Annotated in this window: 15 protein-coding genes and 1 riboswitch; of the genes, 3 read left to right on the top strand and 12 right to left on the bottom strand. The window is 63.7% G+C overall.

The genetic code is table 11. The annotated features are described in order from the left end of the window. Positions 1 to 149 precede the first annotated feature (149 nt). The 9 genes from fusA to HDE78_RS18855 form a co-directional block, all read right to left on the bottom strand. Positions 150 to 2,279, bottom strand: a complete 2,130-nt coding sequence (gene fusA, locus HDE78_RS18895) for an elongation factor G (RefSeq protein WP_179482388.1) — start codon at positions 2,277 to 2,279, stop codon at positions 150 to 152. 343 nt (positions 2,280 to 2,622) lie between these two features. Then, the gene (locus HDE78_RS18890; RefSeq protein ID WP_179482386.1) at positions 2,623 to 3,651 is read right to left on the bottom strand and encodes a LysR substrate-binding domain-containing protein; all 1,029 of its coding nucleotides are present in this window, start codon (positions 3,649 to 3,651) and stop codon (positions 2,623 to 2,625) included. Between the two features lie 251 nt (positions 3,652 to 3,902). After that, positions 3,903 to 4,382 (bottom strand): shikimate kinase, encoded by a 480-nt coding sequence (locus HDE78_RS18885; protein WP_179482384.1) that lies wholly within the window; start codon positions 4,380 to 4,382, stop codon positions 3,903 to 3,905. Continuing rightward, entirely contained in the window at positions 4,379 to 4,690 is a 312-nt protein-coding gene (locus tag HDE78_RS18880; RefSeq protein ID WP_179482382.1) for a hypothetical protein, read from the bottom strand. The genes HDE78_RS18885 and HDE78_RS18880 overlap by 4 nt, the downstream gene beginning before the upstream one ends. 21 nt (positions 4,691 to 4,711) lie before the next feature. Next, entirely contained in the window at positions 4,712 to 5,386 is a 675-nt protein-coding gene (locus tag HDE78_RS18875) for a M24 family metallopeptidase (RefSeq protein WP_179482380.1), read from the bottom strand. A 41-nt stretch (positions 5,387 to 5,427) separates the two neighbouring features. Next, entirely contained in the window at positions 5,428 to 5,784 is a 357-nt protein-coding gene (locus HDE78_RS18870; RefSeq protein WP_179482378.1) for a DUF1304 domain-containing protein, read from the bottom strand. Positions 5,785 to 5,885: 101 nt separating this feature from the next. Beyond that, positions 5,886 to 7,058: an acyl-CoA desaturase gene (locus HDE78_RS18865; RefSeq protein ID WP_179482376.1), complete on the bottom strand. Its 1,173-nt coding sequence runs from the start codon at positions 7,056 to 7,058 to the stop codon at positions 5,886 to 5,888. Between the two features lie 85 nt (positions 7,059 to 7,143). Beyond that, positions 7,144 to 7,872: a 2OG-Fe dioxygenase family protein gene (locus HDE78_RS18860; RefSeq protein WP_179482374.1), complete on the bottom strand. Its 729-nt coding sequence runs from the start codon at positions 7,870 to 7,872 to the stop codon at positions 7,144 to 7,146. Positions 7,873 to 7,932: 60 nt separating this feature from the next. After that, positions 7,933 to 8,952 carry a cysteine synthase A gene (locus tag HDE78_RS18855; RefSeq protein WP_179482372.1) on the bottom strand — a complete coding sequence of 340 codons (1,020 nt, stop codon included), beginning with the start codon at positions 8,950 to 8,952 and terminating at the stop codon, positions 7,933 to 7,935. 238 nt (positions 8,953 to 9,190) lie between these two features. Beyond that, positions 9,191 to 9,309: riboswitch (SAM riboswitch) on the top strand. 87 nt (positions 9,310 to 9,396) lie between these two features. On the opposite strand from HDE78_RS18855, the gene HDE78_RS18850 reads away from it, so the two are divergent. The 3 genes from HDE78_RS18850 (at position 9,397) to HDE78_RS18840 (ending at position 12,790) form a co-directional block, all read left to right on the top strand. Next, entirely contained in the window at positions 9,397 to 10,428 is a 1,032-nt protein-coding gene (locus HDE78_RS18850) for a homoserine O-succinyltransferase (protein WP_179482369.1), read from the top strand. A 65-nt stretch (positions 10,429 to 10,493) separates the two neighbouring features. Beyond that, positions 10,494 to 11,699, top strand: coding sequence for a cystathionine gamma-synthase (gene metB, locus HDE78_RS18845; RefSeq protein WP_179482367.1), 1,206 nt, complete (start codon positions 10,494 to 10,496; stop codon positions 11,697 to 11,699). Next, positions 11,696 to 12,790, top strand: a complete 1,095-nt coding sequence (locus tag HDE78_RS18840) for a homoserine dehydrogenase (protein ID WP_179482365.1) — start codon at positions 11,696 to 11,698, stop codon at positions 12,788 to 12,790. The genes metB and HDE78_RS18840 overlap by 4 nt, the downstream gene beginning before the upstream one ends. 16 nt (positions 12,791 to 12,806) lie before the next feature. On the opposite strand, the gene HDE78_RS18835 is transcribed toward HDE78_RS18840, so the two are convergent. The 3 genes from HDE78_RS18835 to HDE78_RS18825 form a co-directional block, all read right to left on the bottom strand. After that, the gene (locus HDE78_RS18835) at positions 12,807 to 13,490 is read right to left on the bottom strand and encodes a hypothetical protein (protein ID WP_345776086.1); all 684 of its coding nucleotides are present in this window, start codon (positions 13,488 to 13,490) and stop codon (positions 12,807 to 12,809) included. A gap of 150 nt (positions 13,491 to 13,640) precedes the next feature. Beyond that, positions 13,641 to 15,245 (bottom strand): APC family permease, encoded by a 1,605-nt coding sequence (locus HDE78_RS18830; RefSeq protein WP_179482363.1) that lies wholly within the window; start codon positions 15,243 to 15,245, stop codon positions 13,641 to 13,643. 160 nt (positions 15,246 to 15,405) lie between these two features. Then, positions 15,406 to 15,758, bottom strand: a 353-nt coding sequence (locus HDE78_RS18825; RefSeq protein WP_218862559.1) for a hypothetical protein, incomplete at its 5' end; no start/stop codon positions are given.

Below are 15,758 nucleotides of genomic sequence, written 5' to 3'. Positions count from 1 at the left end.
GACAAGAGCAGACCCCGGTGCCGCGCCCAAAGTTTTAATCATTCCAGGTGTCGCATCACGTCGACCGCGGTCAAAAAAACCCGAGGATCGCTCCCCGGGTTCTTTGATTTCGCGCTGACGGTGAGGGCAGCGCGCTATGAAAGCGAAGCTTACTTCGCTTCCTTCTCCATCAGCTTCTCGACCATGCTGGCCGGCACTTCTTCGTAATGATCGAAGATCATGGTGAAGTTGCCGCGGCCGCTGGTGGCCGAACGCAGGAAGTTGATGTAGCCGAACATTTCCGACAGCGGCACAAAGCCCTGCACGAAGGCCGACATGCCCTTCTGGCCCTGGTCGGAGATGCTGCCGCGACGACGGTTGATGTCGCCGATGACGTCGCCGAGATAGGTCGCTTCGGTGACCACTTCCAGGGCCATGATCGGCTCGAGCAGCTTCGGTTTGGACATCTTCTGTGCCTCGCGGAAGCAGGCGCGCGCGGCAATTTCGAAGGCCAGCGCCGAGGAGTCGACGTCATGGTACTTGCCGTCGATCAGGCGCGCCTTGAAATCCAGCACTTCGTAGCCGGCGACCTGGCCCTGGCGCGACTCGACTTCGATTGCGTGCTGCACGGCCGGGATGTACTCGCGCGGGATGCGGCCACCGACTACTTCGTCGGAGAACACCACGCCCGAGCCGGACTCGCCTGGCTCGAAGATGATCTTCACTTCGGCGAACTGGCCCGAACCGCCGGACTGCTTCTTGTGGGTGTAGGTGTGCTCGACGGTCTGGCCGAACGCTTCGCGGAAGCTGACCTTTGGCTTGCCCATGTTGGCGTCTACGCCCAGCTCGGTACGCATGCGATCCAGGGTGATTTCCAGATGCAGCTCGCCCATGCCCTTGAGCACCGTCTGACCGGTTTCCTTGTCCACTTCCATGCGCAGCGACGGATCGGCCTTGACCATCTTGTAGAGCGCAGTGGACATCTTGTCGACGTCGTTGCGCGTCTTCGGCTCGACCGACACGCTGATCACGGGGTCCGGGAAGCGCATGCGCTCGAGCAGGGCCGGGTGCGCCGGATCGCTCAGCGAGTCGCCTGTCTCGGTGTCCTTCATCGACACGAACGCGCAGATGTCGCCGGCGCGCACTTCGTCGATTTCCTTGGTCGCATTGGCCTGCACTTCCACGATACGACCCACGCGCTCTTTCTTGCCGCGGGTGACGTTCTGCAGCGTGTCGCCCTTCTTGATCACGCCCGAGTAGACGCGGCAGAAGGTGAGAGTGCCGAACTGGTCGTTGATGACCTTGAACGCCAGCGCGCGTGCCGGTGCGTCGTCGCGCACTTCCTGTTCGCCGATGACGTTACCGTCCTCGTCGACCATCGAGATGCCGCCGTTCTCGCCCGGGTAGGGCATGTAGTCGACCACGGCGTCCAGCAGCTGCTGCACACCCTTATTTTTGTACGAGGAGCCGCAGAACACGGGCACCAGCTTGCCGGTGACGCAGCCCTTACGGATGCACTCCTTCAGCACCTTCGGATCGTGCTCGCCGGTGTTGATGAGCTGCTCGAACGCGTCGTCGTCCATTGCCAGCGCGGTTTCCAGCATTTCTTCGCGCAGCTTCGGCAGCTGATCGATCCAGTCGTTGTCGACGGTGGAACCGAACTTCAGGCGGGCCTTCGCTTCTTCAAAGGAAACGGTTTCCCATTTGCTGTCCTTGTCGTCCGACGCCCAGATATAGGCCACGTTGGCAACCAGGTCGGCCATGCCGCAGAACTCGTCGCTGCTGCCCAGTGGAATCTGGCACAGCAGGGCCGGCGCGCCGAGGCGCTCGCGGATGCCCTTGACGCAGTGCGCGAAGCTGGCGCCGATGCGATCCATCTTGTTGATGTAGCAGACGCGCGGCACGTTGTACTGGTCGGCCAGGCGCCAGTTGGTTTCGGTCTGCGGTTCCACGCCGGCCACGCCGTCGAACACCACCACGGCGCCGTCGAGCACGCGCAGCGAACGGTTCACTTCGATGGTGAAGTCCACGTGTCCCGGGGTGTCGATCACGTTGATCTGGTGACCCTTCCACTCGGTCGACACGGCGGCCGACTGAATGGTGATGCCACGCTTGCGCTCCTGCTCGAGGTAGTCGGTCGTGGTCGAGCCCTTGCCGTCTTTCGTGTCATGCACGTCGACGATCTGGTGCTTTTTGCCGGTGTAGTACAGAACACGCTCGGTCGTCGTGGTCTTGCCCGCATCGATATGCGCAATGATGCCGATGTTGCGATAAAGGGTGAGTGGTTTGTTTCTGGCCATGACCTGGTTTCCGAAATGTCGAGCGTGGTTGGATGAGTAATCGTTGGGTATATAACGTCGATCGGCGGGCCGCACGGGGCCGTCCGCCTTGCGGCCGCGCTTCATAGGGCGTGCCTTGAACCCGGTTCAAAGGCATCGCCGGTGAAGATCGGCAGCGGCTAACTCATGATTTTAGCGTGTTTTCGGGTCCGAGTTGTGATTCGGCCGATTTTCATGCGCACCCGCAGCCGCCGCGCCGTGCTGGGGCAGGGTTTTCGGCTCGCGATGAGCGCCGTCGGTTGGGTGGAATAGGGGCTTCGTCAGCCCTGGATGGCTGTCCGAGAACCCGGGGCGGCGTGGTGGTTTACCGCTGCGACCCGCGCGCCGGAAACGGCACGACCTGGGCCGAGGCCGATCCGGGCTGATGCCAGTACGGCGTAGCTGGCCACTGGCCATCAAAATTGACGCCGCTGGTCAGCGCCTGGCCGACCTGGCCCCGGTCCAGATGCGGCGCGAACTGCGCCACGAACTCCAGCGCTTGCTCGCGCAGCGGACTCTCACGCCGCAGCACGATCCAGGTAGTGCAGGTCGGGAACAGGTGATCGGCCGGCAGCGCGCGCAGGTGCTCCGCGTCCGACGGCTGCAGCGCCATCTCGGCCAGAATGCCTACACCCATGCCGGCGTGGACGTAGGTTTTGATCAGGTCGGCGTCGCCGGCGGTCATGGCGATCTGCGGGTGCAGGCCCGCCGTCTCGAAGATCTGCCGCAGCGACGAATCCGCTTTCAGCGACGAGTCGTAGCTGATCAGCGGCACGCCGGCCAGTTCCGCCAGGGTCAACGGCCGCGTCAGCTGGGCAAAGGCGTGTTCGCGCGGCACCAGGGCGACGCGATGCCAGCGGTAGGCCGGCAGCGCCAGGCCGTTGGTTTTCGGCGGCCCGCCCGACGTGCTGACGATGGCGATATCGGCGCCGTCGCTGTCCAGCACGTCGAGCAGCAGGGCATCGGCCGTCGGCTGAAGGTGCACGCTCAGGTTGGGAAAGCGCTGGCTCAGCGCGCCGATCGTTGCAGGCAGGGCGAAGCGCGCCTGGGTGTGCGTAGTGGCGATGCGCAGCATGGTGCGCGTCACCCCATGCATGGTGGCGACCACCGAGCGGATCGAATCCACTTCGGCAAGGATCATGCGGGCGCTTTCCAGCACGCGGCCACCGACATGGGTCAGGCTTTCCAGGTTGCGCCCGCGCCGGTTGAACATCGGAAAGCCGAGTTCTTCCTCCAGGTGACGCAGGTGCTTGCTCAGCCCGGGCTGGGTGGCATGCACGCGCTCGGCAGCGAGGGAGATATTGAGTCCGCAATCGACGATCGCGACGAGGTGGCGCAGCTGGGTCAGGGTCATGGCTTGTTCGCAATGCGTGTTGGGGGCTGGCTGGGATCCGGTTGAGGAGAAGACGCTACCCCCGCGAACATCGCCCGTTCTTGCCGCATGGCGAACCAGTGCAAAGCGCGCCGCTAGCCCCGGCGGGAGCCACAAAGATGTTGGGCTGCACAATAAATGTCATATGGACGTCTATACATCCATAATGAATGACGAGTCAAGCGCGCATTTCATGCCGGTCGCGGATAATCGCGCCAGCAAGTAGCCGGAATCTATGGTGGCGACGTCACGTATTCGTGCTTCGTGCCCGTATGCGCATCGAAGATTTGCCGATGCTGCCGGTACGACCAGTGATCGCTGCGTCGGTAGTAACCGGCGACCCATGTCTGAAGTTTTTCCAGCATCGCATCCTGCGCTTCCTTCGAGGCGTACTTGTGCGGTTCCCACGGGCGCCGCCGGTTGTTGGCCAGACAGGTCTGGAGCCCCGGATTGAGAAACACCAGCCGGTCGCAGCGCATCGCTGCAGCCGATACGAGCTCTCCGTAGCAGCCTTCGATGACCCAGCGCGAATGAGCATCGAGGAAAGCTTTCAGTGAGCGATCAATCGCGGTGGACGAACGCGGCACGGCGATCTGTCCGGGCTCCCATACGATCGTGTCCAGATCCAGATGAGCCAGCGCGTGCTGCTTGGCCATCGCCTTCGCGTACGTGCTTTTGCCGGAGCCGGAATTGCCGAAGATCAGAATTTTCATGACTTGCGTGTTGGCGAAATTCGTACGTGCTGCCGCGCAGATTCAATCGGCATGCTGCGAGAAATGGGCTGCCGCGCATGCCAGAGATTCGCAACGAAAAATGCGCTGCCGAGCAACGATACGAAGGCACCCGCATCGCCGAGCCAGGGGGCTGCGGCGGGCAGCACCCGCTCCAGTGCGACGGCGAATATTCCGATCGAAGAGCACACAAATCCGAGGCCAGTACGTTTGTCATGCTTCCGGAAACTGGCGATACCGGTGATAAGACAGACCAGCACAACGGCTAATTCCATGTAGAAGTGAGGCATCGTCAGCTCCTGGCAGCGTAGTTATGCGGCGTTCGTCGACACCAGCAGATCTTCGTAGAACGCGCCGAACGGCTCGCTGGGATGCGCGATCTGGATTTCCAGAATCCACAGTCCGCTCGTCGGCGAGGCCTCCAGCGCGCCGAGGTCGCCGCCCTTGTGAATCGCGTGGGGAAAATCGCTGACGCGATGACCCTTGACGGCGTGATTGAGCCGGTAGCCCATCGCCTCGGCACGTTCGTCGGCATATGCGTATAGCGCCTGGCCGCTCAATCCTCGATTTCGCCAAGTGTCGGCCACTTCGTGGAACAGCGCGCGCGCCGCTTCGGCGCAGGCCTGGCGCTGTGGCGCGTCGCCCACCACAAACGTGTCGCCGACATCGCCCTCATGACCATCGAACACCAGGCCGAGGTCGATGAAGTAGCTGTCGTTCTCGCCCAGGCGTACGGCGGGGTCGGATGCTTGCCGATACGTTTTGGTGGTATTCGGGCCGATACGGATCAGTACCGGGTGCCAAAGTCGTTCCATGCCCAGCTTGCGAAAGACTTCGGCCGCCTCCAGCGCGGCCTCGTCTTCGGAGATGCCTGTGCGCATGCGGGCGCGAATGCCGTGCAGCGCTGCCCAGCTTTTGTCGCGGGCGAGCTGCATCCGTTCGATGTCGTAGCGTTTGCCGACGGCTTCGCGCGCTGTAGCAGGCATGCTGTCGAAACCCAGGGAGAGTTGCTGACGGAGTGACACGATCAGCCCAAATGCAAAAGCAGTAAAGCGATCAGCGCGGGTAGCGCCTGAATCCACAGAATCTTCCGGCTGGCCGTGAGGCCGCCGAAGATGCCGGCCACCAGTACGCAGACGAGAAAGAATGTTTTTACACCAAAGCCGGCGACGCCGAGGCTCAGGCCCCAGATCAGCCCCGCCGCGAGGAAGCCGTTGTACAGGCCTTGATTGGCCGCCAGCGTTTTGGACGCTTCGGCAAACTCCGCGGTGAGGCCGAAGGCGCGGCGGCCGGCTGGTTTGGTCCACAGAAACATTTCCAGGATGAGGAAATACACGTGGAGCAGCGCAATGATGGCGATGACGACAGTGGCGACGACGGACATGAGCTTCCCCGGGTGGCGACGTCCGCCGGCGGTTGCGGCGGTGATCGTGTCGGCCAGTGTCGCAGCCGGATCAGCCCATCGCAAATTCGCCGTTCAGTGGCTCAGTGTGGAACTGCATCGATAGGTAGGAGGGCCGGTGGAACCACGTCCACCGGCATAGCCAGCTGCCGCAGCCAGCGATAGTGCGACGCGATGCCCGCGGCAAAGCTGCGATGCGTGCGATAAGTGATGCCATATTCTCGACAGGTGGCCTCGACTACGCGCGCTACGGCCGGGTAATGCACGTGCGAAATGCGCGGAAACAGATGGTGCTCGATCTGGAAATTGAGCCCGCCGATCAGCCAGCTCAGCACGCGGCTGTCGCGCGAAAAATCCACCGTGGTCTCCAGTTGGTGGATCGCCCACGGCGTGTCCATCTGCCGGCTCTGGGCGTTCGGTGCGGGAAAGTCGGCTTCCTCGACCACGTGCGCCATCTGGAAAACCAGCGCCAGCAGCACACCGGCCACGGCCGAGGTGGTCGTGTAGAACAGCAGCACCGCGCCGATCGAATGGAGCATCAGCGGCAGTCCGAAGGCGAGCGTAAAAAACACCAGCTTGCCGATCACGAAGCCCACCAGGTCCCAGCCATGCGGTCGATCGAACGGGCGCTCGCCGACTCTGCCGGTAATCATGTCGCGGAAGTCGCCATAGACATGCCAGCGAATGGCGGTGACGCCGTAGAGTACCCATAGATACAGGTGCTGCCAGCGGTGCCAGGGACGCCATGGCTGTTCGGGCGACAGTCGTCCCAGCACGCCCAGATCGATATCGCTGTCGTGCCCGGCCACATTGACCCAAGTGTGGTGAAAGCGTGCGTGCTTCCACTGCCAGATATACGAGCTGCCGCCGACCAGATCCAGGGTCAGCGCCATCAGTCGGTTGATCCAGCGCCGATCCGAATACGCCTGATGGCCGCCGTCATGCATCACGTTGAAGCCGATGCAGGCAACGGTGCTGCCGAGCACCGTACTGATCGCCAGAGCCAGCCATCCATTGGTCGCGAAAAACACCAGCGCAATGTAGCTGGCGGCAAACATGGCCAGGATGACGGCGGTTTTCAGATACATGGCCGCACTGTCGCGCTGGCGGGTGCCGCTGTGCTTGAACTGCGCGTCGACGCGTCGACGCAGTTCGCGATGAAAGCGGTTGTCGCCGTTGAACTTCAGGCGTTCGGACAGGGCGTCGGGTAACGGCGCCGCGGCGGCCGTCCTGCGATGCGATAAATCGAAGGACATGGGCAGCCAGACGAGTGATGTGATTGCCAGCCTAGCTCATTCGCGGTTATGCGCGCGTTGTGGGGCCTTTCGACGACAGGGGCGGCTAAACAGCCGCCTTGAACGTCACGACCAGCACGTCGCGATGCGCCGGCTTGGTCGGATCGAACGGCGTCACCGCGGTTACGCCGTGGCTGACCTTGGCGTCGTCGACCAGGGCCGCGTCCAGCGGGTGGGTAAGCGTGAAGCTGCCGAGCAGATTGCCGCTGCCGCCGTGGATGGTCGTGATGCCGCTTTCGATATTGGTGCGGTCGATCAGCAGCACCAGCACGTAGTCCACACCGTCACGATGCACGCCTTCGGGCGTGGGTTCGCCTGCTTCGCCAATGGTAGCCTCGATGCGGAACTGGTGTACCTCGACGTGCCAGTGCGCCACGCGCGGCGCCAGCGAGCCGAACAGCGCGTGGCTGAACGCAAGAATGCGGCCAAAGCTGGGGCCGTCGGTGATCTTCGGCCGGATCGGCACGAACCAGCGCTCGATGCCGCCCTGCAGCTTGTTGTGCTGCAGGGTCTGCACGTGCGGCTGCTGTGGGTTGCGGGTGATGCCGCCGTCGGCGTCGATGGTGAACGTGGCATGGCGGCGGCGACGCTTGCGCCCCTTGGCGGCCAGATAGGCGTCGGGCGCCAGATCGTTCCAGCTTTCGGTAAATGTCTGCCAGTCTTCCAGCGAGCGGGGATCGCCCAGCAACCCATCCATGGTCTCGGCGCCGAGGAAGGCAAAGCCCTCGCCTTGCAGCCGGGCGTGCAGGGCGGACAGATCGGATTGAGTAGTCATGCTCTTACGTTACCAGCAGCCAAGGCTATGCAGATATTCGGGTCGGCCATAGCTTGGGCTTCATCCGCCAGGAAACGCGGCATCCAGCCACGCCGGCACAGGAATATTTTTTTCGCGCAGAAAGTTGGGGTTGAACAATTTCGCCTGGTAGCGTGTGCCGGCGTCGCAGAGAATCGTCACCACGGTGTGGCCTGGGCCCAGCTCGCGCGCAAGCCGAATCGCGCCGGCCACGTTGACGCCGCTGGAGCCGCCCACGCACCAGCCTTCGTCGTGCAGCAGCCGATGCGCCAGCGGAACCGATTCGTCATCCGGGATGGACCAGGCCAGATCGATCGGCGCGCCGTCGAAGTTGGCGGTAACGCGGCTGGAGCCGATGCCCTCGCTGATGGAATGGCCGCTGGCGATCAGTTCGCCGGTATTGACGTAGTTCGCCAGCGCCGAGCCGGCCGGATCGGCTAGGGCGATGCGCACTTGCGGCTTGCGCGCTTTCAACGCGCGACCCACGCCCGCCAGCGTGCCGCCGGTACCCGACGCGCAGACGAAGCCGTCGACTCGGCCATGCGTTTGCTCCCAGATCTCGGTGCCGGTAGTGACCTCGTGGAAATCGCGGTTGGCGGTGTTGTCGAACTGGTTGGCGAACCAGGCGTTGCCGGGATCCGCCGCGTTCATGGCCTCGGCGTGCGCGCGGGCTTGGTGGGCGTAGTGGCCGGGATCCTTATACGGCACGGCGGGCACCAGCCGCACTTCGGCGCCGGTGAGGCGCAGCGCGTCGATCTTTTCGCGGCTCTGCGTTTCGGGCATGAAGATGACGGTGCGATAGCCGAGGCTGGCGCCCAGCAGGCCCAGGCCGATGCCGGTATTGCCGGCCGTGCCCTCGACGACGGTGCCCCCGGCGCGGATCAGCCGACGATCGCGCGCGTCCTGCAGCAGGCCCAGCGCGGTCCGATCCTTGATCGAGCCGCCCGGATTCATCAGCTCCGCCTTCGCAAGCACCTCACAGCCGGTGAGTTCCGAGGCATGACGCAGGCGCAGTAGCGGGGTGCGGCCGATGGCGCTGGCGAAGTCGGTGTGATGGCTCATGGGTAGGTTTCGCCACTGGCTGAAGTCAGAAGCCAAGTCTAGAGCGAATTGGTCTGATCAAAGGCGATCGGGCCGCCGGTGTAGCGGATCGCCGCCAGGATGGCGTCAGTCCCCGGTCCGACGCGGCTGCGCATTGGCGTAAAAGGATGTTTGTCTATTTTCTTGGCGATCGACAGTTTATACGTTTAGATGTTTAGACGTCTATTGACAATAAAAATGTCAGCCTTTACTGTCGACTCACTCATCGAGACCGGCTGAGGGACAGGCCCATTGAAGCCGGGGCAACCTGCGGAATGTTTTCGCAACGGTGCTAATTCCTGCGGAAGCGCCATCTGGCGCCAATCCGGAAGATGGGCGTCATGTCTCTCGCAGCGCTTTGCTGTCGATCCTACGCATGACGACCTTTCCGGCCCTTCGCAGGACGATGCCGACCGGAGAGACCGAATGACCTGTTCGCCCGAAGCCCTTGCCGCCTCCAGCACCAGCGCCGCGATCGACGCGATACTGGCACCGCTGCGCCACCGCCCCAGCCTGACCGTTCGGCGCAGCATGCGCCGCGTCACGCTGACCCCGAAATACGGCAGCGACGCGGTCGAAGTCGACGTGCGCTATGCGTGGACGGGGGCGCCGGATGCACCTACGCTGATCGTGCAGGGCGGCATTTCGGCCGATCGCGATGTGGTGACGCTGGATCGCGGTGCCGCGCCGGGTTGGTGGCAGCCGCTGGTCGGCGCCGGTGCCGCCATCGATTTGAATCAATGGCGCGTACTGTCGATCGACTGGCTGAGCCCGGCCGAGCTGGGCACGAATGCCATCTCCAGCGAGGATCAGGCCGACGCCCTGGCCGCGCTGCTACAGTCGCTGAGTGTTACGCAGGCCTATGCGTTTATCGGCTCTTCCTATGGCGCCATGGTGGGTCTGGCGTTTGCCGCGCGTCATCCGCATGCGGTCGATCGACTGGTGCTGCTGGCCGGGGCGCATCGGCCGCACCCGCTGGCCACCGCCCAGCGCAGTGTGCAGCGCGGCATCGTGCGCATGGGTCAGGCCAGTGGGCAGGTTAATGAGGCGCTGTCGCTGGCGCGTCAGCTGGCGATGACCACGTACCGCGGCAGCACCGAGTTCGGCAAGCGCTTCGCCGGTGGTCCGGAGTTTCGCGACGGCCGCTTCCATTTTCCGGTCGAGGATTATCTGGAGCACGCCGGCCGCCGCTTCGTCGAACACTTCGACGCGGATCGCTTCCTGGCGCTGTCCGAATCGATCGACCTGCATGACATCGCGCCGGAGTTGGTGCCCGTGCGCTCGACCCTGATCGGCTTTCCGTCCGACCGGCTGGTGCCGTTGTCCGACCTGTGCGAGCTGCAGAGTCGGCTGCACGGTTCGGCCACGCTGGAAGTGGTCGATTCGCCGTACGGCCACGATGCCTTTCTGAAAGAGCCCGAACAGCTCGCGCCGCTGCTGCGCGGCGCGCTGAATTAATCGATGCGGCCTGATCGACTCAAGCCTCTCTTGCATCAACACATCAAACGGTTCCGGAGACTTCCATGAGCAAGTGCACCCCCTGTACCACCGCCGTGCGTGCCGGCATCGAAACCGATACCCAGCACGGTGCGGTAGTGCCTGCGCTGCATTTGTCGAGCAACTACAGCTTCGAGGGCTTCGGTCGCAAGCGCGCTTACGACTATTCGCGCAGCGGCAACCCGACCCGCGATCTTCTCGGCAACGCGCTGGCCGAGCTGGAGCAGGGTGCCGGTGCGGTGGTGACCTCCAGCGGCATGTCGGCGGTTGCGCTGGTGCTGGAGCTGGTACCGGCCGGCGGCCATGTGTTGGCGGCGCACGACTGCTACGGCGGTACCTGGCGCCTGCTCGATGCCTGGGCAAAAAAGGGCCGTTTCACAGTGGATTTCGTCGACCTGACGGACAGCACCGCGTTGGCCGCCGGCCTCGCCAAGAAGCCGGCGCTGGTGTGGGTGGAGACACCGTCCAACCCGCTGCTGCGCATCACCGATATCCGCCACGTGGCGCAGGCCACCCACGCCGCCGGCGCGCTGCTGGTCGTCGACAACACGTTTCTTTCGCCCGCGCTGCAGCAGCCGCTGCTGCTCGGTGCGGACGTGGTCGTGCATTCGACCACCAAATACATCAATGGCCATAGCGACGTGGTCGGCGGTGCGGCGGTAGCCAAGGACGCCGCCGTCTACGATCAGCTGAAATGGTGGGCCAACTGCAATGGGCTCACCGGCGCGCCGTTCGACAGTTACCTCACCTTGCGCGGCCTGCGCACGCTGGCCGTTCGTCTGCGTCAGCATCAGGAAAACGCCGAGCGCATCGCCAGCCATCTGGACGGCCATGCGGCCGTGCGCAAAGTCTATTACCCGGGCCTGAAAAACCACGTGGGCCACGCGCTTGCGTCGCGCCAGCAGCAGGGTTTTGGCGCCATGCTCAGCTTCGAGCTGGAGGGCGACGTGAGCCAGATCGAGGCCTTCGTCGACGGGCTGGAATATTTCTCGCTGGCCGAATCGCTGGGCGGCGTCGAGAGCCTGGTCGCGCATCCTGCCTCGATGACGCATGCGTCGATGGCCCCCGAGGCTCGCCACGCTGCCGGCATTGCCGACAGTCTGCTGCGCCTCTCGGTCGGTATCGAGGACGGCGACGATCTGCTGCGCGATATCGATGCCGGGCTGACCCGCGCACATGCGCTGGCAGCCAAAGCCGCCCGGGCTGCCGCTGTCGGCCGGGTCCACGCATGAGTTCGGCGGTCGTCGTGCCTGCCGCCCCGCTGAAATCGCCGGCACCTTCTGCATCGGCATTCGCGACAGGCATTGTGCTGCTGGGTACGGGCGTGGTGGGCGGCGCCCTGCTCAAGCTGCTCAACACGCCGGCAGCGGCGAGCATTCGACTCGTCGGTGCGGCGAACTCGCGTCGCCAGTACACCGAGGCGGCAAGCCTCGCCAGTAAGACATTGCGCGAGCAGTTGAACACTGGCGGTGATCCGCGCGATGACGCGCTGCTGCTGGCGGCTCTCGATGCTTGCGATGCCAGACACAAGGTGATCGTCGATGCCACGGCCAACGCCGCGCTGGCGTCACGCCACGCCGAATGGCTGGGACGCGGCTATCACGTCGTCACCGCCAACAAGGCGCTGGCCGGCGGCGAGCTGTCTGGCTGGCGCGCGCTGCAGGCCGCGACCGCGCACGGAGCGCGCTACGGCGATTCGGCGACCGTCGGTGCCGGCCTGCCGGTGCTCTCGACGCTGCGTCGCTTGCGCCAGTGCGGCGACAGCCTGCTCACGCTGGAAGGCGTGTTCTCCGGTTCGCTGTCGTGGCTGTTCAATCAGTACGACGGCAGCCAGCCGTTTTCCGCCCTGCTGCTGGAAGCGCGCCGGCTCGGCTATACCGAGCCCGATCCGCGTTCCGATCTTTCCGGCGACGACGTCGCGCGCAAGCTGCTGATCATCGCGCGCAATGCCGGCTTTGCGCTGGGCGTCGACGAGGTCCAGGTCGACAGCTTGGTGCCTGAAACGCTGCGGGCGATATCGGCCGAACAGTTTCTCGCACGGTTGGCCGAACTGGACGAGCCGCTGGCCGCCCGCTACGCCGAAGCGACATCCAAAGGCAACGTGCTGCGCTTCCTCGCGCGGCTCAATCAGCGCGGCAAGGCTCGTGTCGGCCTCGCCGAGGTTCCGGCCACGCATCCGGCCGCGCGCCTCTACGGCACCGACAACCAGTTCGCCCTCACCACCTTGCGTTACAACACCCAGCCGCTGGTAATCCAGGGGCCGGGCGCCGGGCCGGAAGTCACGGCGCAGGCACTGCTGGCCGACGTTCTCGCGCTTTGCTGATCCGCAGTTTGGCGGGTTATCTCACCTGCAGCGGGCCGACCGTGACGGTGCCGATTAAACCCTCAAAGGCCTTGTCGGCTTCCGCGTGCAACTGAGCGACCACGGTGTTGGCGTCCTCGGGAAACGGCGAATATCCCCGGAGGTAAACGATTCCTCCGGTATTGGCGGCATCTTCCAGCGGGGCAATTTCATGATTGAACCGGCGCATGGCGCGTAAGCCGGCGACTTTATCGCCGTACGTCGACTGCATTTTTTTCAGCAGCGCCTCGGAGGCCTGAATGTCCTGTTCGCTGCTTTTGGCGCGAGCGATGGCGTAGGATCTTTGATGGTCGAAATCGTTTCTTTCGGCCGCCAGGGCAAACCATGCCAGCCCCAGCGGACGGTTTGCCGGAATGCCCTGCATATCGCCATTGAAATACATCAGGCCCAGTGCAAACTGTGCGTCCTTGCTGGCCCAATAGGCCGCCTCCTCGAGTTCCGAGGCTCCGTGCTGGTTGTGACCGTTCTGGAAATAGTAGCGAGCTTCGCAGGCGTAATAGTCGCCGGGAAGAATCTGTTCCAGGCCTCTGTTGCAGTTGTTGATCTTTTCATCCGCCGGCACGGCCTGCGTCGCAGCCGGGGACTCGGCGAAGGCGGCAGGGACGGACCCGAAGACATTGAGTCCGAGCAAAACCAACGCGACTTTCATCGATAGTTTCACGCCGATCTCCGTTGATTGTGGGTTTGTGAGATAGGCGAGCCATCGAGAAAGTGATCGGCGCATCCCGTCATACAACTGCAAACGTACGACTCGCCATGTTGTTTACTCTGGGTCGGGATCGCTGCCTCATTCACACAGAAGAGGCGCCGCTCAATCGTTGTGCGCTTCCTCACGCGCTTCTTCGATGGATGGCGTGCGCCAGCCGGACTTTACGCCCCACAGAAAAAACACCAGGCCGATCACGGCGACCACGGCCAGATCCCAGCCGAAGGGGATGTAGTCCAGGCCGCCGAATTTGACGCTGCCGATGCGCGACACGCCCGCCAGGGCGATCAGATAAAACACCAGCCACCAGGCGCCTTTCATCTGCCGGCCGAAATCGTGGAAGCCGCTCTTGTACTGGTAGTAGAGATAGATCGGCAACGCCACCACGATCAGCAGAATGATCTTGCCGGTGAGCGGCCATTTGGCCCAGTACAGCAGCTCGGCCGACATGATGAAAGCGATGCCGGCGATGATCGGCAGGCCCGTCAGCCGGAACGGGCGATGCAACTCGGGCGCCGTGCGGCGCAACGTCATCACGCTCACCGGGCCGGTCAGGTAGGAGATGATGGTGGCCACCGAAATCACCGCCGCCAGCGAGTCCCAGCCGCGGAAAAAAAACAGGAACAGGAACGACACCACCAGGTTCAGCCACATCGCCGGCCGCGGCACGCCGGATTTCGGATGCACGTGGCCGAGAATTTTCGGCAGGGTGCCATTGCGCTCCATGCCGTAGATCATGCGGGCAGTGGTGGCGGTGTAGGTCATGCCGGTGCCGCTCGGGCTGACGAAGGCGTCGGCGTACAGCAGAATCGCCAGCCAGTTGAGATTGACGATGATCGCCAGCTCGGCGAACGGCGAGCTGAAGCTGATGCCGTGCCAGCCGGCCTTGGCCAGCATCGCCTGCGGCACCGAGCCGAGATAGGCCACCTGCAGCAGCACATAGACCACGGTAGCGATCAGGATGGCGCCGACGATGGCAAATGGAATGCTCTTGCCGGGATTGCGTGCCTCACCGGCCAGATTGACCGGACTCTGAAACCCGTTGAAGGCGAATACGATGCCGGCGGTGGCGACGGCCGTGAGGATCGCCGCGAAATCGTTGGTGTGGTTGCCGCCGTTGATGCCGACGGAAAGATTTTCGCTATGGAAGCCGCTGGCAATCAGCGCGACGCCGGTGGCTGCCGGAATGATCAGCTTGATCACGGTGATCACGGTGTTGGAGTGCGCAAACAGCTTCACGCTCCAGAAGTTCAGCAGGAAGTACATGATCACCAGCACGGCGGCGATGCCGAGGCCGGTATGACTGAGTTCGCCCTTGCCGGCCGTCACGTGATACAGATCCTGAGCCCAGCCCCATTTCCAGCCCGACATGTATTGCACCGAGGCCTCCGCCTCGACCGGAATCACCGAGACGATCGCGATCCAGTTGGCCCAGCCCGCGATAAAACCGACCAGCGAGCCGTGCGAGTAATGGCCGTAACGCACCATGCCGCCGGATTCGGGAAACATCGCGCCCAGTTCGGCGTACGTCAGCGCGATCGTCATGATGATCGCCGCACCCAGCACCCACGCCCAGATCGCGCCGGGGCCGGCCAGCTTGGCCGCGTTCCATGCACCGAACAGCCAGCCCGAGCCGATGATCGAACCCAGGCCGGTCAGCATCAGGGCAAACGGGCCGACGTCGCGGCGAATCGAACTGGATGAGGACATGGAGTCTCCTGGATACGGTGCGAAAGGTGGTCGCCATCCCCGACGGCGCAATTGTTCGATGATGACAGAGGGGGTAGGGACTGTCAGCCCGAGGCACGTTCATACCGCGTCGCGCGGGGAATACATCGGTTCGGCACGATAGGCGAACGGATCGGGCGAATCAGCCTGTCGGTCGGGATGGCTTCGGTAGCGTATCGGTCGGTGGTTCGCCGTCCTCGCGCCTCAGCACTCGATCACGTTGACGGCCAAGCCGCCGCGCGAGATCGAGGCTGGATCGATATGCGTTGAAGCGCATGTCGATTCGGGCGAGGGTGAGCCGTGAACCGGCGAACGGTGAAATGGCCAAGCCGTCCTCGCGCCTCAGCACTCGATCACGTTGACGGCCAAGCCGCCGCGCGAGGTCGAGGCTGGATCGACATGCGTTGAAGCGCATGTCGATTCGGGCGAGGGTGAGCCGTGAACCGGCGAACGGTGAAATGGCCAAGCCGTCCTCGCGCCTCAGCACTCGATCAC

Origin of the sequence: Rhodanobacter sp. K2T2 (assembly GCF_013408815.1) — a bacterium.
In the GTDB taxonomy this organism is placed as follows: domain Bacteria; phylum Pseudomonadota; class Gammaproteobacteria; order Xanthomonadales; family Rhodanobacteraceae; genus Rhodanobacter.
This window is presented reverse-complemented; position numbering and strand designations above follow the sequence as displayed.

Excerpts from the sequence above, each read along its gene's own strand:
- fusA (WP_179482388.1), bottom strand. The coding sequence starts at position 2,279 with ATGGCCAGAAACAAACCACTCACCCTTTATCGCAACATCGGCATCATT.
- HDE78_RS18890 (WP_179482386.1), bottom strand. The coding sequence starts at position 3,651 with ATGACCCTGACCCAGCTGCGCCACCTCGTCGCGATCGTCGATTGCGGA.
- HDE78_RS18885 (WP_179482384.1), bottom strand. The coding sequence starts at position 4,382 with ATGAAAATTCTGATCTTCGGCAATTCCGGCTCCGGCAAAAGCACGTAC.
- HDE78_RS18880 (WP_179482382.1), bottom strand. The coding sequence starts at position 4,690 with ATGCCTCACTTCTACATGGAATTAGCCGTTGTGCTGGTCTGTCTTATC.
- HDE78_RS18875 (WP_179482380.1), bottom strand. The coding sequence starts at position 5,386 with ATGCCTGCTACAGCGCGCGAAGCCGTCGGCAAACGCTACGACATCGAA.
- HDE78_RS18870 (WP_179482378.1), bottom strand. The coding sequence starts at position 5,784 with ATGTCCGTCGTCGCCACTGTCGTCATCGCCATCATTGCGCTGCTCCAC.
- HDE78_RS18865 (WP_179482376.1), bottom strand. The coding sequence starts at position 7,058 with ATGTCCTTCGATTTATCGCATCGCAGGACGGCCGCCGCGGCGCCGTTA.
- HDE78_RS18860 (WP_179482374.1), bottom strand. The coding sequence starts at position 7,872 with ATGACTACTCAATCCGATCTGTCCGCCCTGCACGCCCGGCTGCAAGGC.
- HDE78_RS18855 (WP_179482372.1), bottom strand. The coding sequence starts at position 8,952 with ATGAGCCATCACACCGACTTCGCCAGCGCCATCGGCCGCACCCCGCTA.
- HDE78_RS18850 (WP_179482369.1), top strand. The coding sequence starts at position 9,397 with ATGACCTGTTCGCCCGAAGCCCTTGCCGCCTCCAGCACCAGCGCCGCG.
- metB (WP_179482367.1), top strand. The coding sequence starts at position 10,494 with ATGAGCAAGTGCACCCCCTGTACCACCGCCGTGCGTGCCGGCATCGAA.
- HDE78_RS18840 (WP_179482365.1), top strand. The coding sequence starts at position 11,696 with ATGAGTTCGGCGGTCGTCGTGCCTGCCGCCCCGCTGAAATCGCCGGCA.
- HDE78_RS18830 (WP_179482363.1), bottom strand. The coding sequence starts at position 15,245 with ATGTCCTCATCCAGTTCGATTCGCCGCGACGTCGGCCCGTTTGCCCTG.